Origin of the sequence: Acinetobacter sp. PFS20 (assembly GCF_052261015.1) — a bacterium.
In the GTDB taxonomy this organism is placed as follows: Bacteria; Pseudomonadota; Gammaproteobacteria; order Pseudomonadales; family Moraxellaceae; genus Acinetobacter.
Window position 1 is genome coordinate 3,808,610 of sequence record NZ_JBPVZE010000001.1, and the last position, 20,630, is coordinate 3,829,239.

A 20,630-nucleotide genomic window follows, 5' to 3' on the forward strand; every position below is an offset into this window, starting at 1 on the left:
ATGTTAAAACGATCAGATTTACAGTTATGAATAAGTGAAATTACTCTATGATCGGATGTTTAATTGGCGAAGTGTTTGCCCTAGAAGCCCCTACTGTCTTACTGAATGTAAATGGTGTGGGATATGAAATCGATACGCCACTTTCAACATTTTGCCAATTACAAAAAGGCCAAAAAGTTACGTTATGGACGCATTTAGTTGTCCGTGAAGATGCACAGCAACTCTACGGTTTTAGTGATGCTCAAGAAAAAACAATTTTCCGCACCTTATTGAAAGTAAATGGTGTTGGTCCGAAAATGGCATTGGGTATTCTATCGACACTAAGCGTTGAGCTATTGGTTCACACCATTGAACATGATGATATTAATACGCTGGTCAAAGTTCCGGGTGTTGGCAAAAAAACAGCTGAACGTTTAATGATTGAGCTTCGTGACCGTTTCAAAACATTAGCCCAAGGCACTTCTACTTCAGCTAGCCTGCCTCAAATTCAGTTCGCTGCAAACTCGCCTGTGGCAGAAGCAGAAGCCGCTTTGCAATCTTTAGGTTATAAGCCACTTGAAGCACAAAAAGCTGTTGCTGCGGTTAAAGCCGATTACACAGAATCAGCCGATATTATTCGTGCTGCTCTTAAATCAATGATGAAGTAAAACACTTATGCAAGACCGTCTAATCAGTGGAGCGGAAAAACCTGAAGATCATTTTGATCGGGCGATTCGACCAACTTCTCTTGCCGACTACATCGGACAGCCTGTAGTCCGCGAGCAAATGGAAATTTTCATTGGCGCAGCTCGCGGTCGTGGTGAAGCACTTGACCACACGCTGATTTTTGGTCCACCGGGCTTAGGTAAAACCACCCTTGCCAACATTATTGCGCGTGAAATGGGCGGTAATCTGAAATCTACTTCGGGACCAGTTTTGGAACGTGCCGGCGACTTAGCTGCAATGCTGACCAACCTCGAAGAAGGCGACGTCTTGTTCATTGATGAAATTCACCGCCTTTCACCAGTGATTGAAGAAATTCTTTATCCAGCGATGGAAGACTACCAATTAGATATTATGATTGGTGAAGGCCCTGCTGCTCGTTCAATTAAACTCGATTTACCCCCTTTTACACTTGTCGCGGCTACAACACGTGCGGGCTTGCTCACCTCTCCTCTACGTGACCGTTTTGGGATTGTGCAACGTCTTGAGTTTTACTCTGTAGAAGACCTCACTCATATTGTGTCACGCTCTGCAAACTTGATGAATGTACCCATTACAGTTGAGGGTGCAGAAGAAGTTGCACGCCGTGCACGCGGAACACCTCGTATTGCCAATCGTTTATTACGTCGAGTTCGTGACTATGCTCAAGTGAAAGGTACAGGCGAAGTGACTCATGAAATGGCACAACGTGCGCTTGATATGCTCAATGTTGATAAAGCTGGCTTAGACACCTTAGACCGCCGTTATTTGAGCATGCTGTTAGAGCGTTTTGATGGCGGCCCTGCTGGAGTCGAAGCACTTGCAGCAGCAATGGCTGAAGATAGCGGTACACTTGAAGATGTGATTGAACCTTATTTAATTCAACAAGGTTATGTGATGCGTACTGCGCGAGGCCGCATTGCAACGAACCAATCTTATTTACAGTTTGGAATGACACCACCAGAGCCTAAAAACTAATTGAAGGAAGAGAATTTTCTCTTCCTTTTTTAATTCTTCTATTCTTCCAACTCAAATAATTATTTTCTTATCAATAGATTAGTTACTCGATACCTTTTAAGTCTTTCTTTATACCTTATTGATTTTTTAATATTTTCAAAAACTGAATTATAAGAAATCTAGATATTAAATCTTATGAACAATAATATTTTTAGGATAAGGACATGTATAAGAAAGCCGCTTTATTTTTTCCACTTGCCTTCATGACTCAGCTAAGCCTAGCAGATTGGGTCAGCGATGCTACCCAACAAAATGAAAATCAAGTCATTCAGCTAAGACAAAACATTCATCAACACCCTGAACTCGGCAATATGGAATTTAAAACCTCCGCCCTTGTTCAAAAAGAATTAAAGTCTTATGGCATTCAAGTCAAAACAGGCTATGCGAAAACAGGTGTAATTGGCATCTTAAAAGGTAATAAACCTGGCCCCACGATTGCACTTAGAGCAGATATGGATGCTTTACCTATGGAAGAAAAGAGTGGTGTTCCCTTTGCCAGTAAACAAAAAGCAATTTATCAAGGTAAGGAAACCTATGTGATGCATGCATGTGGACATGATGCACACACAGCAATGTTATTAGGCGCAGCAAAAATTTTAGCTGCGAATAAAGATAAAATCTCGGGCACAGTTATTTTTGTTTTCCAACCTGCTGAAGAAGGTGGTGCAGATATAGATAACTTCACTCAGGGTGATCAAATCGGTTCACGAAAAATGATCGCTGATGGTGCTTTTAAAGACTACAAACCAGAAGCTATTTTTGGAATGCATGTGATTGCGGGTATGAAAAGTGGTCATCTTTATTATAAAGATGGTGCCATTTTAAATAGTGCAGACCACTTACGTATTCAGGTCAACGGCAAGCAGGTTCATGGTTCGACACCATGGTTAGGCAGAGATCCAATTTATGCATCGGCACAAATGATTAATAATTTGCAAAGTCTTATTAGCCGAAGAACAGATCTAACCCAAGGTATGGGCGTGGTCAGTATTGGCAATATTCAAGGTGGTACAGCAGGAAATGTGATTCCCGAACAGGTCAATATGATTGGTACCATTCGCTCTAATAACGAAGAAATAAGAAATAACATCTTAAAAAGTTTACCAGTCATGATAGAGCACAATGCTCAAGCCAATGATGTAACTGCTAAAGTTGAAATTGCACCTTATGCACCAGTAACCATGAATGATAAAACCCTTACTCAACTTATTCAGCCAACATTAGCCAAAGTTGCAGGAGATTCAAAACTGCATGTGCTTGATCACAATGCAAGCGCTAGTGAAGATTTTGCCTATTATGGCAAGTTAATGCCCTCATTCTTTGTCTTCTTAGGGGCGACACCAGAAAATCAAGACTTAAATCAGGCTGCACCGAATCATAATCCCTATTTTATTGTAGATGACAAGACCTTAAAAACTGGAACTGAGCTACATGTAAGGTTCGTATTAGATTATCCGAATATATCAAAACAAGTCCAAACTTCATGGAAGCCCTCTTAACTTAAAAAGCTTGCTAGCCATAAGATGTAGCGTTTTTAGATTAGAAATTCAGCAATCGCAATTGAAAGGTTGTGCCATAGGACTTAGTATGCAATCTGCTAAACTGCCCCGTATTTAAAAGCAGATGTATGGCTTTTGAATGGAACTAATGTTTTATTCAGCAGTCATATTTTAAATGCAAAGCTCTATAGTGAACTAAAACGGAATCCTCTCATGGCGAATCATTTTGAATTCAACATTCGTGTTTATATTGAAGATACGGACGCAGGCGGTATTGTTTACCATGCCAACCACATTCGCTATATGGAACGTACCCGTACTGAATGGCTCCGTGCTTCTGGCGTTGATCATTACTGGCATCAAAAAGACTACAACTTTGTCGTACACAAAATTGACGTAAAATACATGCGTCCTATTTTAATGGATGATTTAATTACTGTTACAGCACGTGTAGTTTCATGTAAAGCTGCGTCATTTGTGTTGCAACAAAATATTTATCGTGGTGAAATCTTGCTTGCTTCTGGCGAGGTTGAGTTGGCATGTTTAAGCAAAGAACTTGTAGCTCGTCGTCTTCCAGAAGAAATACGTGATCTTATTCGTAAAGAATTGGAACAAGACTAAAAAAACAACCGGCATATGTAACTATGGCAACAAACATTGAATCAACCCTGCATATTTCTGACCTTATTTTACAGGCAAGTCCAGTCGTTCAGTTGGTCATGCTAATTTTATTATTAGCATCAATCTTTAGTTGGTATCTGATTGCCAAGTTACATATGAGTTATAAAAAAGCCCATCAAGAAGATGAACATTTCCAGAAAATGTTCTGGTCGGGTGCTGAACTCAATACGCTTTACAACAATGCTCAGCTCAACTCAAAACGCTCAGGTCTTGAAGATATTTTTTATCAAGGGTTGAGTGAGTTTTTTAAACTTAAAAAACGTCAGGCCCCTGTTTCACAAACGATTGAAGGGACTGAACGTATTTTACGTGTAGGTTTGAGTCGTGATCAGAGCCATCTAGAATACGGCTTAGGTACTTTAGCAAGTATTGGCTCTGTAGCTCCTTACATCGGTCTATTCGGTACCGTTTGGGGGATTATGAATGCGTTTATCGGTTTAGCTGCTGTTGATCAAGTCACTTTGGCAACTGTTGCACCGGGTATTGCCGAAGCACTTATTGCAACCGCAATTGGTTTATTTGCTGCAATTCCTGCTGTATTGGCTTTTAACCACTTCACTTCCAAAAGTGAAAGTGTTTACTCTGATCGTGCCTTATTTGCTGAAGAGATGATTGCCTTATTGCAACGTCAGTCTGTGGGTTCATCACAGGAAGATGCATAATGGCAATTCAGCGTTCAGGGCGCTTTGAGCGCATAAAAAAACCACTAAAAAGTGATATGAACGTCGTACCTTATATTGACGTTATGCTCGTACTTTTGGTTATTTTTATGGTAACTGCTCCCATGATTACCAGTGGTATCAAGGTTGATTTACCTCAAGCAAATAACCATCCTATCGAATCAAAAGATATGCCAGCCATGGTAACCATTGGTAAAGATGGCAATATTTATCTTCAGTACGAAGATTACAAAGATAGTGAACCATTGTCTCGTGAAAAACTTGAAGAAGTTTTAAGCGGTGCTCAAAAACAAGCTGAACAAGAAAATAAACAACTCACAGTTTTAGTCAATGGTGATAAGTCTCGTCCTTATGGAGAAGTCGTATCATTGATGGCAAGTTTACAAGAAGCAGGTTTAACTCAAGTTGGCCTTCTGACAGAGCCTTTAAAATAAGCTATGAATAAAAATCAAAAGCCACACTTTAAACAAAATGCGATTGCATTGAGCTTTACACTAGGAGTTCATGCAATTGCCATTGTTGGCTTGCTTTTTTTAGGCTTGAGTAAACCACCTGAACAGCCAAAAAAGCTAACAACTATTTTAGTTAAGCCAGAAGATTTACCTCCTCCTTTAGCCAAAGAAGTTGAACAAGAGACTACAGCTACCAATGAAGCAAAAGAGGTATTAGCCCCTATTGTGGATGAAACGCTACCTCAAAATCTTCCAGTTGCACCTCCTCCTCCAACAGCTCAACAACTTGCTGCTCAAAAGCAAAAGGCCGAACAGGCCCAGCAAGCCAAGTTAGCTGAGCAAAAGCGTAAAGCTGAAGAAGCTGCGAAAGCGAAACAAGCAGCAGAACAGCAACGCATAGAGGAAACTCAAAAACAGCAGGCTGAAGCTAAACGCCAAGCTGAGGCTAAAGCAAAAATAGAAGCCGAACAAAAACGTAAGGCTGAACAAAGTGCAAAAGCTGATGCTGAAGCTAAGGCCAGTCAAAAAGCTGCTGAAGACGCTAAACGTAAAGCTGAGGCCGATGCAAAATTAAAACGTGAAGCTCAAAAGGCTGAAAACGCTAAACTTCAAGCACAACAAGAAGCTAAGCGAAAAGCCGAAGCTGATGCTAAAGCTAAGCAACAAAAAGCTGCTGAAGATGCTAAACGTAAAGCTGAAGCAGATGCTAGAGCTAAGCAGCAAAAAGCAACTGAAGACGCTAAACGTAAAGCTGAAGCAGATGCTAGAGCTAAGCAGCAAAAAGCAACTGAAGACGCTAAACGTAAAGCTGAGGCCGATGCGAAAGCTAAGCAGCAAAAAGCCAATGACGATGCTAAACGTAAAGCTGAAGCAGACGCTAAAGCTAAACAGCAAAAAGCTGATGATGCTAAACGTAAAGCTGAAGCAGATGCTAAAGCTAAGCAGCAAAAAGCCAATGACGACGCTAAACGTAAAGCTGAAGCAGATGCTAAAGCTAAGCAGCAAAAAGCTGACGACGCTAAACGTAAAGCTGAAGCAGACGCTAAAGCTAAGCAGCAAAAAGCTGCTGATGATGCTAAACGTAAAGCTGAAGCTGAGGCCGAAGCAAAAGCTGCATCTGCTCAAAAAGCACAAGAAGAAGCAGCTCAGAAGAAAGCCGAAGCTAAAAAAATTGCTTCTTCTGCTAGACGTGATTTTGAGCAAAAAATTCGACGCTCTTGGGATGTTCCGACTGGCAATAGCGGTAAAACAGTTGGTGTTCGTTTTACCCTTTCAGACTCAGGTAGCGTTAATTCTATTGTGATCACACGTTCAAGTGGCGATGATGCTTTAGATGCAAGTATTAAGGCTGCAATTCAAGCCGCAGCACCATATCCTATGCCATCAGACCCTGATGCAAGACGCGAAGCAAGAAGTGTTAACTCTACATTTAGAGCGCAATAATTTTGAAAGAGTTACATGCTTTAAATAGTTTAAGGCATGTAACTATGCTACAAAATCAACAGTCACAAAAATACCTGCTATGACTTTAAACTTATGAATACGAGCCGCAAACACCTGCTATCTTTAGCATTGATCACCGCCTTAAGCCCTATTGCTTCTACAACTGCTTTTGCCCAGTTATATCTGGAAATTGCCAAAGCACCAGATCAGGCACCAAAAATTGCTATTGTCCCGTTTAACAATGACAATGGGCTTTCTCCTATTGTTGAAACTGACTTAAACCGTTCTGGACGCTTTACAAGCTCATCTAAAAATTTGCCTGCCAATGCTGCAATCAATCAGATTCAAGCTTCTGACTGGCAAGCTGCCGGAATTCCATATGTAGTTACTGGACAAATTAAACAAACAGCTACAGGTTTTGAAGTTCATTACCAACTTTATGATGTACAAAAGCAGCAATACATTTTAAATGAACTTTTAAATGTACCCGCTTCACGCATACGTCAAGCTGGCCATATGGTGAGTGATGCTATTTATCAGGCACTTACTGGTATTCCAGGTGATTTTAGTGGCCGTATTGCATATGTACTCAGAAATCCTGCCACCCCTGCAGAGCGTTATACTCTACAAATTGCAGATACCGATGGCGAACAGCCAAAAACTGTTTTGTCATCTCGTGACCCAATTCTTTCTCCAGCATGGACACCAGATGCCAAGAAAATTGCTTATGTTTCTTTTGAAACCAAACGTCCAGCAATTTATCTACAAGATTTATCTACTGGAACACGTGAAGTACTCACTAGCTTTAAAGGCCTAAATGGCGCACCGAGTTTTTCACCTGATGGCCAATCAATGCTATTTACAGCATCAATGAATGGCAATCCAGAAATCTATCAAATGGATTTATCAACTCGCCAAGTTAAACGTATGACAAACGACTCGGCAATTGATACAGAAGCACGTTATACACCAGATGGAAAATCGTTTATTTTCACTTCTGACCGTGGTGGTTCAGCCCAAATCTATCGTTATACCTTTGCTGATGGTTCAGTAAAACGTCTAACGTTTAAAGGTTCATTTAATGCACGCGGAACTTTGAGTGCAGATGGCAAAAAGATTGCTCTTGTTCATCGCCCAAGTGGCAGCAGTTATAAAGTTGCAATTCAAGACATTAATACCGGCATCACCAATATTCTTACTCCAACCAGTTTAGACGAATCACCAAGTTTCTCACCGAATGGGCAAATGGTGGTCTACGCGACTCGTGAAGGTAACCGTGGCTTGTTATCTATCATGTCTACTGATGGACGTTTCCGTATGAATTTACCAAGTGAACAAGGTGAAGTACGTGAACCAGCTTGGGCACCAAAATAACTTTTAATTCCATTGATGGAGAAGATCATGAAATCAATCAAATATTTAGCTTTACCCTTTCTTAGCGTAGCACTTGTAATGACGGGTTGTGCAAGCCGCAAACCAGCAACAACTACTGCAACTGGCACAAATCCAAGTACAGTTAACACTTCTGGTTTAAGTGAAGATGCGGCATTAAATGCTCAAAATTTGGCTGGTGCTTCATCGAAAGGTGTAACTGAAGCAAATAAAGCTGCCTTGGCTAAACGCGTTGTTCATTTTGATTATGATAGCAGTGATTTATCTACTGAAGACTATCAAACGCTCCAAGCTCACGCTCAATTCCTTATGGCAAATGCAAATTCAAAAGTTGCATTAACTGGTCATACAGATGAACGTGGTACACGTGAGTACAATATGGCTTTAGGCGAGCGTCGTGCTAAAGCGGTACAAAGCTACTTAATTACCAATGGTGTAAACCCACAGCAACTTGAAGCTGTAAGTTACGGTAAAGAAGCGCCTGTGAATGCAGGACATGATGAATCAGCGTGGAAAGAAAACCGCCGTGTTGAAATTAATTACGAAGCAGTGCCTCCTTTATTAAAATAAGGCATATGCATAAAAAAACGCTCATATTTTATGAGCGTTTTTTTATAACAACACAACTTAAGAAGATTTCTTTTCTTCTTCAGAATGTTGCATAGATTCAATCAAATCGTGCTTATTAAAATCTTTATATTCAGGTTTAGCCTCGTAGTCTTTCCAAGCTTCCTGAACATTTTCTTTCGAAATTTCATCTAGATTGATTGGTTCACCTGCTGTTGGGGTCGCATCAAACTTCTTTGTTGTCATTTCGATTCTCCTAAAAATATACAGTCCGTTGCCATATAATCAACATACCATTTAAAATGGGGGTTGTAAGCATAAATCCAACACAAATAAAGTAAGATAATTTTTATTTTGTGACATTCTCATCTAGAATATGCCACGTATTTATCTGACTCATTTTGATGCTTGAAGCACAGGAGCTTTTTTTATGTCCAACCTCACATTGTCCCAATTTTTACAACAACAAAAAGGGAATCTAACACCTGAGTTGGCTCAAGTCATCGACACTATCGCCACCACCTGTAAAACGATCGATCAAGCCTTACAAAAAGGTGCACTCGCTGGTATTTTAGGTAGTGCTGGTAATGAAAATGTTCAAGGTGAAACACAGAAAAAACTTGATGTGATTTCAAATGACTATTTAATTGATGCTTTAAAAGTTCATCCACAAGTGGGTGGCCTCGCTTCTGAAGAACTTGATGAGTTCACACCTGCACAAGAAAATGGTAAATATCTGGTTTTATTTGATCCATTAGACGGCTCAAGCAACATCGACATCAATATGTGTGTAGGCACAATTTTCTCTATTCTGCCTGCGAAAAATGCGGTAACCCAAGCAGAAGATTTCATGCAAGCAGGTACACAGCAAGTTGCTGCTGGTTACGTACTTTATGGCCCATCAACTATGATGGCCTTAACTGTAGGAAATGGCGTAGTATTCTTTACTTTAGACCCAGAAACTCAAACATTCTTGCTTACTACTGACAATGTTCAAGTTTCAGCAGATACTCAAGAGTTTGCAATTAACGCATCTAACCAACGTCATTGGGAAGAGCCTGTAAAACAATATATTGATGAATTACTTGCAGGTAAAACATCTGTACGTGAAAAAGATTTCAATATGCGTTGGGTAGCATGTATGGTGGGTGATATTCACCGTATTTTATGTCGTGGCGGTATTTTCCTTTATCCATACGACTTAAAAGACCCGAAAAAAGCAGGTCGCTTACGTTTAATGTATGAAGCAAACCCAATGAGTATGCTGATAGAACAAGCTGGTGGCACCTCAACTACAGGCCGTGTTCGCATTTTAGATATTGAACCGACAGAACTTCACCAACGTGTTCCTGTAATTATTGGTTCTAAAAATGAAGTTGAGCGTGTAACAAGCTATCATTAATAATTTTAATTATTTAGGGCATCATAGTATCATGATGCCCTTTTGTTGGATATTTTCTCATGGCGGTTATTTTTTTAGAATCAAAAGACAATGCAAAAATTAAACATTTGCGTGGATTAATCGAACTTAATAGCGCCCGAAAAAAGCACCAACAAACAGTCCTTGAAGGTACCCATCTCTGCTTGACATGGTTACAACAGCAAAAGAAGATTTTTTCTTTATTTACGACAGAACAAGCATTAGAACACACTGATTTAAAAAAAATAATCGAACTGCATCAAGGTCATATCTTTGTTATTAGTGAAGTTTTATATAGAGATTTAAGCACATTAGGTACAAGCTTACCTTGTTTAGCTATTATTGATTTACCTAAAACTGCATCAACAATTGACTATAAGGTAGATACTTTAATTCTAGAAAATATACAAGATCCAGGTAACGTAGGCACCTTGCTACGTTCAGCAGCGGCAGCAAATATTAAACAAATTATTTGCACACAAGGATCTGCATCACTTTGGTCGCCACGAGTTTTAAGAGCAGGCATGGGGGCTCATTTTAGCTTACATTGTTTTGAAAACTTCCAACTCACAGATATTCTTCCAAAATTTCAAATTCCAGTTTTTGTTACAAGTTCTCATCGCTCAACTAGTCTTTACTCAAAAGATCTTTCAAAACCATGTGTCTGGATTTTAGGAAATGAAGGCCAAGGTGCAAGTGATTACGCCTTAGATCACGCAGAATCTGTGACTATTCCTCAGCCTGGTGGACAAGAGTCACTAAATGTAGCAATTGCAGGATCAATTTGTTTTTTTGAGATGGTTCGTCAACGCCAATAAAACGTTAATTTATTTTACATCTCACATATTTGTGAAAAAAATCAATTACACTAGTAAAAAATAACCGATTGTTGTCAACCTCCCACCTCTTTTCAACGTTATATAAGAGATATATTGAAGATAAGGTGGGTATGTCCAATGACAGGATTTTCCATCTCCATGGATTTAGCACCGAAAAAGTCTCGATCGGAAACATCTAGTGCTCATGCAAGCACGGCTGAACAACGCCTGAAAGTTTTCATGCAAGATGTTACTGGTCGTGCTTTGGTGATGATGGAGAGTGCTACCCAAGGTCAACAAGGTATTGCAATGGATTTGGTTCAAGAAGCATTTATTGCTTTACACAAATCTTATGCCGATAAAAGTACTGAAGAATGGTATCCCCTGTTTTATACTATTTTAAACAACAAACTTCAGGATTGGCGCCGCAAAGAATCTCGTAGAGCAAACCCATTTTCATTCTTCAAAAAAGTTAGTCTGGATAATGACGACGATGAAGTTATTGATGTAGTTGATGAAAAAGCCATTAATCCTGCGGATTTTCTTGATCAAGCAGTGACTATCGAAGAAATTCGAGAAGCAATTTCAAAGCTACCTGTTCGTCAACAACAGGCATTTATGTTACGTGCGTGGGAAGGTTTTGACACACACACAACGGCTCAGATCATGAACTGTACTGAAGGTAGTGTAAAAACCCATTATCACCGAGCAATTCAGGGACTTAGAGAGTACTTAGCCCATTTAAATCCCTTGGGAGGTTCTGATGAATCATGATGATTTCACTAAAAAGGTGACGTCTAAACTTGATAGTTTGGCACATCACCATAAAAATAAAACAGTGGTCATGAATCATGTGCTTGACCATATTCAACAAAAACCAGCCTCTTTTTATAGTGTCTGGAAAATGTCTGGTTTTGCACTTGCAGCTGCGATCACAGGTTTTGTAATTTTACCTAATTCAGCAGATATTGTTGATAAGCCGCAGAATCAAGTGATTGTAAATCCTAAATTATCTCCACAAATGGTGGAAGATTTAGAAATGCTAATGGTCTTGGGTGAGGATAAAGTACAACATGGCAGCTAAAAAATTAGCACTTATCCTTTGTTCATTAAGTTTCCTGCAAACGAGTTTTGCAGGTTTTGAACGATTTTGGATTTTTTCTAAGGATGCCAATACACAAGTTGATGACACATGGAATGCTCTTTCTGAAGAAGAACAACGGGCAGTTATTAAACGCTACCAGAGCTTAAAAGAGTTACCAGCAAATCAAAGTACGAACCTGCAGCAACGTATGGACTGGTTTACTCAACTTCCCGATGCTGAAAAAGAAAAAATGCGTGAAGCATGGCAAAAAATGAGCACACAAGAACGTAATGATTTACGCCAGCGTATGCTTAAAGCGAACGGCGAAGAAAGAACAGCTATTCGTGAAGAATATATGAACAAGTATTTAGAACATTAAATATAACTCTGTAAAATTCGTATGAAGTGAATTTAATGTATTACATAACTTCTATAAAAAAGCCTCCAATTGGAGGCTTTTTTATTTTATATCGTTTATTTACGGTAGCGTCTATACGCTGCTAAACCAACTAAAGATGCTATAGATAGAATTCCTAAGCCACCACCACCGCCACTTCGAGAATCATCCGTTGTAGTTGCTGTACTTATCAAGTTAATTGTGCCAGCTTTAGATGAAATTTTACCATCTGCATCATAAACGTTATAACTTAATGAATCATTAAAAACGTTAAAGACGTTATTTGCCTGTATATAAATATTTCCACCATAACAAGTTTTATCTTTATCATCCTTAGGACAAGGTCCTTCTCGATCTGCTTTAACGACCTTAAAGATTCCATCTTTTGAAGTTTTGCTTGGTAAATAAATTGGTAACTCCACACCGTCTTCATTTACCCAAAATTGTGATTTAGGTTTTAAAAGCGTATTTACAGGTCCATCACCATCATCATTCGCATATTTAAGCAAGTTCAATGGAATAGTTTCATTTGCAAGATATTTAAATGTAATTGTTCCATCACCAGACACTGGTTCAATATTATTAAAACGAGCTTTAATCAAACCGCTTGAACTTAATTTATTATCGGCTGTAGTAATTGTATATTTACAATAAGCATAGGTACCAGCTTGAGTAACTACATCGTCCTTGCGATAAAAAACAATTTGCTGTAAAGCACTATTCCACTCACAGAATAACTTGTCCTGATCAGATAGATCTTTAACTTGTTGAGCATCATATTTATCATCAAGAGATCCAATACCTAATGGCTCAGTTGTAATACGATAGTCTGTTGTGTTGAAGAACTTCAGCACATGATTAGCATCTTCTGTCGGTAATGGTAAATCATAGTTCTTTAAATCAAGATAAATTGCGCGATATTTAAGATTTGCCTTAGTTGTATCAATTAGATTCTTAAACTCCTCTAAACGTACTTTATAGTAAGTAATAAAGTTAGAAGGTGTCTTAGGGTCTTTAATATAATTATCAAATAAATCATAATTTTGTTGATAAGTATCAATTAAAGTCGTTAATGAAATATTACTAACATCCTCTAAATCACCTGCAGTGAGCTTCATTAACTCGACAGAACCAATATCACAACTATTACGACTTTCTGGCTGATAATATGAGGTACTATCTGTCAAACGGTTTAAACCACGTTGATCAATTGTGGCACAACTTCCTTTACTATCTTGATCAACGTCAATTAAATCTGTGCTAGAAGAAATATTTTTTGGATAGTAAATAGGTAAGAACCCAGTATAAGCAGTTGCCGCTTGTAAAGGACTTAATAAATTGCTGAATGCTTGTGTACTAATATTAATATTAGTCTGACCATCTGGCAAAGATTCCTTTGGAACATCACACTTTGCTGTTGCTGATGTCCAGTCAAGTGCATTGAAATCTAGCGTTAGACCTACACTCTTTTGCTCTGCTGCCGCACCTAAAAGATATTTACAGGCATAACTTCCGGTATTATAAGCCAATACGTTAAAACTTAGCTTTTTTGCGCCCAATTTATCGTAGAGGAAAGTACTATTCGCGTTGTTTTCAACAATTGTATTATTTAAAAGTACTAAACTACTGCTTGAACTTAAAATACTTGATGTATTGGCTGGATTATTGGTATCACCAGTAAACTTGATAATACTGCCGTTAGTGTTATTGGCTATATTTTGTGCAATAGTATTAACCGATAATGTCGCAGTAGGTTTACCGCAAAACTCAAATGCACTTGTTGTAGATGTATTACCATTATTCACAATACTATTTGATGTAAGAGTAATAGTACGTGGCGCATAGACGGTGTCACTAAAACACCCCATTGATAAAACACTACCTTGTGTTGCGTTATTGCCTTTCAGTAATGAATGATTCACTGATAAAGTAATATTCGGTGAAGCTAAATAAATTGCCCCTCCGCTTGTTGCCCGAGATGATAAAATTTGGCTATTTTGTAAAGCAATGTCAGCACCTGCATAAATTGCCCCACCCTGACCAGTTGTGACACCATTTTCAAGAATTACATTATTTATGCTTAACGGCTGTTTATAAGTAGTCGTATTAAAAATGCGTGACTTACCTTGAGCATTAATAAGTGTTTGTAATTCAAGTTGTGCAGGATAATCATTGGTTAATACACTTTTTTTCTGCCAATCTACGGGATCAGCACCAAAAATAGCAATATTCGCATTTGGAACTAATTCCTTATTTAGAGTGTACATTCCTGCTTTAAGCTGAATCGATTTTTGAGTAGTTTCACGTGTATCAATAACAGCACATCCGCCATATGACTTACGTAGCTCAGCAGTCTTTATCGCTTCACGCAATGAACAGGCATTCGTATTTTCACCATCTTCATCATCAAAAGTTGTAACGTCAATTCTTCCAGTCGTAGTATCTGCAAATAATGGCATTGCAGCAATCACAGCTAATGCTAAAAAAGCCTTTTTATAATTTTTCATAGCCTTTATCATCCTTGATTATGACTTTAAACGTCTTAGAGCAATTAAACCAAATAAACCTAAAACTAAACCACCACCTACACTTCCGCCACCACCCGTGCTTACAGATTTATCCTCAATACCTGATGGTGGATCTTGTACAATTTGAACTGGAATTGTTAAATAAACATCCGCAGCATCATTAAAACGTGTGGTAGTAGTAACGACTAAAAGGTTAAATACATCTGCTCCATGCCAGTTTCCATTTGGAACATAAGTTAGATTTCCCTGAGCATCAATAGACAAAGTTCCTTTAGATGGTGTACTTGTTTGAACAATCTTCATACAGCCTGACTGCCAAGCTTGACCATCTGTTCTTTTTCCAAACATTTTTTCACATGTTTGTGGAGAAACTAACTCTCCATCACCTACCACATCGGCAATATTAAATTTGGCAATTTCACCATATTTAATATCTTGGCCATGTGTACTAATATCATCGCGGTTAGTAATTAATTCAATTGCCCCTAAATCACACAACTCATCATAACCACTTCTATTTTTTCCACGTTGATCTTGTTTTTCACAACTTGCCAGACCTACAGAAGTCCCATCACTATATAAACGACCTTTGTTAATTAATAATGATTGCGAAAGACTAGTATATTTATCTAAAACTCTTGGTTTAAAGAATCCTAAAAAGCTATTGCTCGGTGTTGAATAAGGACATAGCAATCCATCTGCTGGTGGAACATCACAGGTTCCTTCATCTGCATTTCCAGCAATTAGTTTTTCACTTGCAGGATATAGAATATTTGGTAACTCTGCAGAAGCATTACGATTACATTCTGTTGTTACTAAATTGCTCTGCACAATCGTTTTATCTGTTGTAGATACCTTACAGTTTGTTGTATTACCTACTAGAATACTATTAGAGACAGACGCTTTTCCTTGTGGGGCATCAAAATACAAACCTCCCACATTTTTAATGAGTGTAATATTATTGATTACCATGCCATCACGAACATTGGCAATGAAACTACCTTTATTATGAAAAATCGTACTATTACTTAAACCAATAATACGAGAAGTTAAATATCCGCCCGTACTTTCATCTGCAAATTTAGTTTCAGCATGAAACAATGCGCCATCTGCTGCAGTCACTTCATTATCACGCACTACAGAGCGACTGATATAGTAAAGTGGCATATCACTATATAAAACACCCCCCTGACTCGCTTTATTATTTTGAAGCAGGCTATTAATAATCGTTACCGAACCTGCTGTTTTAGTAGTATTTGATAAATTGCCAGCATTATAAATTGCGCCCCCATTTGTTGCATACCCATCCATTAAACGAGAGTTTTGAATAACCAATTGTTCATGATTATAAATTAATCCACCGTTACCTTGAGGTATTACACTCTTTGAGCCAGCACCTTTTAAATTGATATCAACAAATGAAACTGTAAAAGAAGCTTTTTCAACACTACCATCATCTATACGGAATAGTTGATCCGTACCCGCCATTTTAATAGTTGCATTATGAGAGTTGGGCGCTCCCTCCTCAACTAGAGTAGAATCATTTTTTGCTGTACTAATAGCTACAGGAACCGTAATTATTATACTTTTATTTAAAGTATACTCTTTATCACGCTGCAAAATAATATTTGATGAGGCATCTTTATTACCACAACCATTGTAGCCATTTGCATATTTTTCAACATCAGCTGCATTAGATGATGCACGATATTTTAGAAATTCTATTGCTTCACGTAATGAACAGACAGTGTTATCGATGTCTTCATCAGTTGTAGTTGTGACTTGAATATCGGCAGAATAAGCGTGTCCAGCAATAGCCAATAAAGCAAAAGCAATGCTCCGTTTGAGCATACCCATCTCCTTACATCTTTTTTTCATTTTTCTTTGTCAAAATTGCAAAATTTCCGCTTTTGCAATCGCATCCTTTGTGCGTACTTTGTCACAGCAAGTAGAATTTCTCAAGACATTTTGGTCGGTCTGTAGAGTCATTTTTGAACCAGCTTACAAAAAGCTTCATACATTTAAAAAACTTTTTTAAATACAAAAATGTGAATGGTTTAAAATTAGAAGAAGCTTTAAAAGATGTAGAAGTAAGTGCTCTGAAATTAGAAATCTTATGTCAGAGACTCTATTTTTAATAGTTTTTTATATGCGCAGGTGAGGCAATAAGACAAGATTAAAGGATATCTATTGTTGATATTCATCAATCAAAGCATAAATTTGTCTTAAAGTTGCATTCGAAAGTTTTGTTTTTTCGCCTTTGAGAAGTTTTTCTAACTGAGCAACTGTCTGTAGTAAAAGAGAGGCTTGATGAGGGCCATGTAATAATAAGTAGTCAACAATTTGCTGATCAAAATGGATACCACGTCTAGACATTACAGACGTAACTAAAGAGTAGCGGTCCGCATATAAGCTTCCACTCGGTACTTTAACACTAACAGCTTGCGTAAGTCGTGACTGTAAGTCTGGCAATTCTAACTTTAATTCGATAGGCGCTACACGTGAAGAAAATACTAGCTGTCCTTCGTGATTATTCATTAAATGAAAAACAGCTTTTTGCCAATGAGGCACCCCACTAATTGATTCAATATCATCCAAAGCAACAAGATCATAATGCTCTAAAGAAGTAATTGCTTCGATAGGAGCATCGAGGAGTTCAAGCAAAGAAACTTTAATTGCAGATTTGCCTATTTCTAAATAAGAGTCACAAATTGCGGAAAGTAAGTGACTCTTTCCTGTTCCTGCTCCCCCGTAGATATAAAACCTACTCACCAGACCAGCATGTAGTTGACGCACAGCATCGACTACATTCCCCCAACTTGGTCCCGAAAAATCACTGATTCGGGCATCAAGTTGAGGTTCTATATCCAGTTGGAGTTGACGCATATATTGAATTAACCTTGAAATTATTTCTGGTTAGGGGATTTCAGTTCATCTGTATCTTGCTGTGTTTTAACTTCAAGATCAAGCTTAGTGCTTTCGGTTTCTACATGAATTTGCTCAATATCGCCATGTTGGATCACTAATGTAGAAGGTGGAGCATAAAGTGAGCTTCTTTCATAATTCTCTCTTAAATGCTTCAACAACACTACAATAACAGCAGCAACAGGCAATGCAATTAGCATTCCTAAGAATCCTGCAAGCTGTGCACCTGCCAATACGGCAAAAACAACTGCCACAGGAGATAAACCAATTTTATCGCCTAGTAGGAATGGCTGAAGAATATACCCCTCTACGGCTTGGCCAATCATGAAAACCACACCAACCAGTAATAAATGCATCCAGTCCAATCCGAACTGGAATAAGCTCGCGATAACCGCAGCAATAATACCGACAGCAAATCCTAGATAAGGAATAATACTGGCAAGACCAGCCACCATACCAATAATAAGACCAACTTCCAAACCAATGAGCTGTAAACCAACTGCGTATACCACGCCTAGCAATAGCATGACGAGAAACTGACCTTTAACAAACGCTCCTAAAACGCTATGGCATTCACCAACGATCTGTAAAGTAGTTGCTTCATATGGGCGTGGAATGAGACGGCGTAAGTTTTGTAGCATACGGTCCCAGTCTAATAAAAAATAAAAAGCAATAATTGGAATTAGAACAACTGTTCCACCAATTTGAATAAAATTGAGCCCTGATTGTGCAAGCTTTAATAAGACAGCTTGAATACTATCGGCACTGTAATTTGTCTGAACATAATCCATGACAGCTTTGGACATTTGATCAGTATCAATTTCCATTTGCTGAACATTAAATGTCGAAGAAACCCATGGCAATAGTTCTGCATTAATCCAGTGAATACCTGCTGGAATGCTATCTCGGGCGTAAACCAATTGTTTCCAGATCAGAGGAACCAAATACCATAATGCAATGGTTAGTGTTACACCAATTCCGATGAACACCACGCTAATTGCTAACCAGCGCGGCAATTTGATTTTTACCAGAACATCAACGAGTGGACTGAATAAATAAGCCAGGAAAAAAGCACCGATAAAAGGAATGACTACAGGCTTGAGTAAGTACAATACCCATACCAGCAATACAATACCTGCGAGTAAAAGAATACGGCGCAGTATACGATCTTGCATAAAATCTAGCCTTTTTTGATTTAATCGTTATAAATGAAAAAATATTTTTATTAAAGATAGCATTTTCGAGCATAAATAACATAAGAGTTTCGTATATTCAGGTTATAATCTGCCGCCAATGCGGAGACTTCATTTATGAGCAACTCAACTTCTACCCCAAATACCGGTTTAAGCTATAAAGATGCGGGTGTCGACATTGAAGCGGGCGACGCACTGGTCGATCGTATCAAGTCAGTCGCTAAACGTACAAGTCGTCCTGAAGTAATGGGCGGTCTTGGTGGCTTTGGTGCACTATGCAAAATTCCTAAAGGTTATGAAGAGCCTGTTTTAGTTTCTGGAACCGATGGTGTAGGAACTAAATTACGTTTGGCACTTAATCTTAATCGTCATGACACAATCGGCCAAGATCTTGTGGCTATGTGTGTAAATGACCTTTTAGTTTGTGGTGCAGAACCATTATTCTTCCTTGATTATTACGCGACTGGTCACTTAAATGTTGACGTTGCTGCAAATGTTGTTACTGGTATTGGTAAAGGTTGTGAGCTTGCAGGTTGCGCACTTGTAGGTGGTGAAACCGCAGAAATGCCAGGCATGTATGAAGGCGAAGATTACGATCTTGCTGGTTTTGCGGTTGGTGTTGTTGAGCAAAGCAAAATTATTGATGGCACTAAAGTAAAGTCTGGTGACGTACTTATCGGTGTTGCATCAAGTGGTGCTCACTCAAATGGTTACTCATTACTACGTAAAATTTTAGACGTTAAAAACGTTGATTTAACTCAAATAATTGATGGTCGCCCTCTTGCAGATGTTGCAATGGAACCAACACGTATTTATGTAAAACCAGTTCTTGAACTTTGCAAACAAGTTGATGTGCATGCTATGGCACACATCACTGGCGGCGGTTTACCTGGTAACTTACCACGTGTATTACCAAATGGTGCTCAAGCAGTCATTGATGAAGCTTCTTGGGAATGGTCTGAGTTATTCCAGCTTCTACAACGCGAAGGCAATGTAGAGCGCTTTGAAATGTACCGTACGTTTAACTGTGGCGTAGGTATGGTCATTGCTGTTGATGCAAATGATGCTGAAAAAGCAATTGAAGTGCTTAATGCTCAAGGCGAAAAAGCTTGGAAAATTGGACACATCCAAGAAAATGCTGAATCAGTGGAAGGTGCAGACGAAAAAATTCGTGTGATCTTTGCATGATAAAAATTGCTGTTCTAGTCTCTGGGAATGGCAGTAATTTACAAGCCTTGATAGATGCAAATCTATCAGGGCAAATTGTAGGTGTACTGTCTAATAAAGCAGATGCTTATGCCCTAGAGCGTGCTCAAAAAGCCAATATTGCTACAGCCGTTATTTCTCATAAAGACTTTCCAACTCGTGAAGTGTTTGATGAAGCAATGCATCAACAGCTCTTGGCTTGGCAAGTGGATGTGGTTATTTTAGCCGGTTTCATGCGCATTTTAACTCCCACCTTTGTCAACAAATGGCAAGGGAAAATGCTGAACATACATCCCTCACTTCTTCCAGCTTATAAAGGTGTGAACACTCATCAACGTGTTTTAAACACAGGTGATCGTTTACATGGTTGTACCGTACACTTTGTAACGGCTGAACTGGATTCTGGTCAATCAATTGCCCAATCCGCTATTTCAGTTAAAGAACATGATACTGCCGCTTCATTAGCAAATCGAGTGCATGCACTTGAGCACTTTATCTACCCACAAGTAGCAGAGTGGTTATGTAACGGTCAACTTACATGGAAAAATGGCCAAGCTTATTTCCGTGATCAAGTTCTTGAACACCCTATTCGTTTTGCAAATTGGTAAAACTTTTTACTCAAAAGCAAAAATAAAAAAGGACATGCC

21 protein-coding genes are annotated in these 20,630 nt (G+C 38.7%); 16 read left to right on the forward strand and 5 right to left on the reverse strand.

Annotated features, from left to right (window positions below; translation table 11 throughout):
- Nucleotides 1–47: 47 nt before the first annotated feature.
- From ruvA to pal, 9 genes are all read left to right on the forward strand, one after another.
- Nucleotides 48–647: a Holliday junction branch migration protein RuvA gene (ruvA, locus tag ACS125_RS18045; RefSeq protein ID WP_005307546.1), complete on the forward strand. Its 600-nt coding sequence runs from the start codon at nucleotides 48–50 to the stop codon at nucleotides 645–647.
- Nucleotides 648–654: 7 nt separating this feature from the next.
- Nucleotides 655–1,659 (forward strand): Holliday junction branch migration DNA helicase RuvB, encoded by a 1,005-nt coding sequence (ruvB, locus tag ACS125_RS18050; RefSeq protein WP_004790665.1) that lies wholly within the window; start codon nucleotides 655–657, stop codon nucleotides 1,657–1,659.
- A 203-nt stretch (nucleotides 1,660–1,862) separates the two neighbouring features.
- On the forward strand, nucleotides 1,863–3,197 hold the full coding sequence (locus ACS125_RS18055) for a M20 family metallopeptidase (protein WP_174727942.1): 1,335 nt from the start codon (nucleotides 1,863–1,865) through the stop codon (nucleotides 3,195–3,197).
- A 213-nt stretch (nucleotides 3,198–3,410) separates the two neighbouring features.
- Nucleotides 3,411–3,818, forward strand: coding sequence for a tol-pal system-associated acyl-CoA thioesterase (gene ybgC, locus ACS125_RS18060; protein WP_004699892.1), 408 nt, complete (start codon nucleotides 3,411–3,413; stop codon nucleotides 3,816–3,818).
- A 23-nt stretch (nucleotides 3,819–3,841) separates the two neighbouring features.
- Nucleotides 3,842–4,540: a protein TolQ gene (gene tolQ, locus ACS125_RS18065; protein ID WP_004790660.1), complete on the forward strand. Its 699-nt coding sequence runs from the start codon at nucleotides 3,842–3,844 to the stop codon at nucleotides 4,538–4,540.
- Nucleotides 4,540–4,992, forward strand: coding sequence for a protein TolR (gene tolR / locus ACS125_RS18070; protein WP_004790658.1), 453 nt, complete (start codon nucleotides 4,540–4,542; stop codon nucleotides 4,990–4,992). Before tolQ ends, tolR begins: the two co-directional genes overlap by 1 nt.
- A 3-nt stretch (nucleotides 4,993–4,995) precedes the next feature.
- Complete coding sequence (tolA, locus tag ACS125_RS18075) at nucleotides 4,996–6,453, forward strand: cell envelope integrity protein TolA (protein WP_443273707.1); 1,458 nt, start codon at nucleotides 4,996–4,998, stop codon at nucleotides 6,451–6,453.
- A gap of 93 nt (nucleotides 6,454–6,546) precedes the next feature.
- The gene (tolB, locus tag ACS125_RS18080) at nucleotides 6,547–7,827 is read left to right on the forward strand and encodes a Tol-Pal system beta propeller repeat protein TolB (protein WP_016137340.1); all 1,281 of its coding nucleotides are present in this window, start codon (nucleotides 6,547–6,549) and stop codon (nucleotides 7,825–7,827) included.
- 27 nt (nucleotides 7,828–7,854) lie between these two features.
- Entirely contained in the window at nucleotides 7,855–8,415 is a 561-nt protein-coding gene (gene pal / locus ACS125_RS18085; RefSeq protein ID WP_013197071.1) for a peptidoglycan-associated lipoprotein Pal, read from the forward strand.
- Between the two features lie 57 nt (nucleotides 8,416–8,472).
- On the opposite strand, the gene ACS125_RS18090 is transcribed toward pal, so the two are convergent.
- Nucleotides 8,473–8,658 (reverse strand): NF038105 family protein, encoded by a 186-nt coding sequence (locus ACS125_RS18090; RefSeq protein WP_004790651.1) that lies wholly within the window; start codon nucleotides 8,656–8,658, stop codon nucleotides 8,473–8,475.
- Between the two features lie 184 nt (nucleotides 8,659–8,842).
- Here ACS125_RS18090 and ACS125_RS18095 point away from each other — a divergent pair, with 184 nt between their 5' ends.
- From ACS125_RS18095 to ACS125_RS18115, 5 genes are all read left to right on the forward strand, one after another.
- A complete protein-coding gene (locus tag ACS125_RS18095; RefSeq protein ID WP_013197070.1) occupies nucleotides 8,843–9,814 on the forward strand; it encodes a class 1 fructose-bisphosphatase in 972 nt (323 codons plus the stop codon).
- A 59-nt stretch (nucleotides 9,815–9,873) separates the two neighbouring features.
- On the forward strand, nucleotides 9,874–10,650 hold the full coding sequence (locus tag ACS125_RS18100) for a TrmH family RNA methyltransferase (RefSeq protein ID WP_005307562.1): 777 nt from the start codon (nucleotides 9,874–9,876) through the stop codon (nucleotides 10,648–10,650).
- A gap of 159 nt (nucleotides 10,651–10,809) precedes the next feature.
- Entirely contained in the window at nucleotides 10,810–11,424 is a 615-nt protein-coding gene (locus ACS125_RS18105; protein WP_004790645.1) for an RNA polymerase sigma factor, read from the forward strand.
- The gene (locus ACS125_RS18110; RefSeq protein ID WP_004643705.1) at nucleotides 11,414–11,734 is read left to right on the forward strand and encodes a hypothetical protein; all 321 of its coding nucleotides are present in this window, start codon (nucleotides 11,414–11,416) and stop codon (nucleotides 11,732–11,734) included. The genes ACS125_RS18105 and ACS125_RS18110 overlap by 11 nt, the downstream gene beginning before the upstream one ends.
- Complete coding sequence (locus ACS125_RS18115; protein ID WP_004790640.1) at nucleotides 11,724–12,113, forward strand: DUF3106 domain-containing protein; 390 nt, start codon at nucleotides 11,724–11,726, stop codon at nucleotides 12,111–12,113. The genes ACS125_RS18110 and ACS125_RS18115 overlap by 11 nt, the downstream gene beginning before the upstream one ends.
- 95 nt (nucleotides 12,114–12,208) lie before the next feature.
- Here ACS125_RS18115 and ACS125_RS18120 read toward each other — a convergent pair whose 3' ends face one another.
- From ACS125_RS18120 to cxpE, 4 genes are all read right to left on the reverse strand, one after another.
- Nucleotides 12,209–14,638, reverse strand: a complete 2,430-nt coding sequence (locus tag ACS125_RS18120; protein WP_443273711.1) for a CSLREA domain-containing protein — start codon at nucleotides 14,636–14,638, stop codon at nucleotides 12,209–12,211.
- 18 nt (nucleotides 14,639–14,656) lie between these two features.
- On the reverse strand, nucleotides 14,657–16,516 hold the full coding sequence (rbtA, locus tag ACS125_RS18125) for a rhombotarget A (protein ID WP_443273713.1): 1,860 nt from the start codon (nucleotides 16,514–16,516) through the stop codon (nucleotides 14,657–14,659).
- 330 nt (nucleotides 16,517–16,846) lie between these two features.
- Nucleotides 16,847–17,545: a DnaA regulatory inactivator Hda gene (gene hda, locus ACS125_RS18130; RefSeq protein WP_144732148.1), complete on the reverse strand. Its 699-nt coding sequence runs from the start codon at nucleotides 17,543–17,545 to the stop codon at nucleotides 16,847–16,849.
- A gap of 20 nt (nucleotides 17,546–17,565) precedes the next feature.
- Nucleotides 17,566–18,759: a chloramphenicol efflux transporter CxpE gene (gene cxpE / locus ACS125_RS18135; RefSeq protein ID WP_004790632.1), complete on the reverse strand. Its 1,194-nt coding sequence runs from the start codon at nucleotides 18,757–18,759 to the stop codon at nucleotides 17,566–17,568.
- A 135-nt stretch (nucleotides 18,760–18,894) separates the two neighbouring features.
- Here cxpE and purM point away from each other — a divergent pair, with 135 nt between their 5' ends.
- Together purM and purN are read left to right on the forward strand one after the other, a co-directional pair.
- Nucleotides 18,895–19,965, forward strand: coding sequence for a phosphoribosylformylglycinamidine cyclo-ligase (purM, locus tag ACS125_RS18140; RefSeq protein ID WP_004790630.1), 1,071 nt, complete (start codon nucleotides 18,895–18,897; stop codon nucleotides 19,963–19,965).
- Nucleotides 19,962–20,591: a phosphoribosylglycinamide formyltransferase gene (gene purN / locus ACS125_RS18145; protein ID WP_004790628.1), complete on the forward strand. Its 630-nt coding sequence runs from the start codon at nucleotides 19,962–19,964 to the stop codon at nucleotides 20,589–20,591. Before purM ends, purN begins: the two co-directional genes overlap by 4 nt.
- Nucleotides 20,592–20,630: the final 39 nt, after the last annotated feature.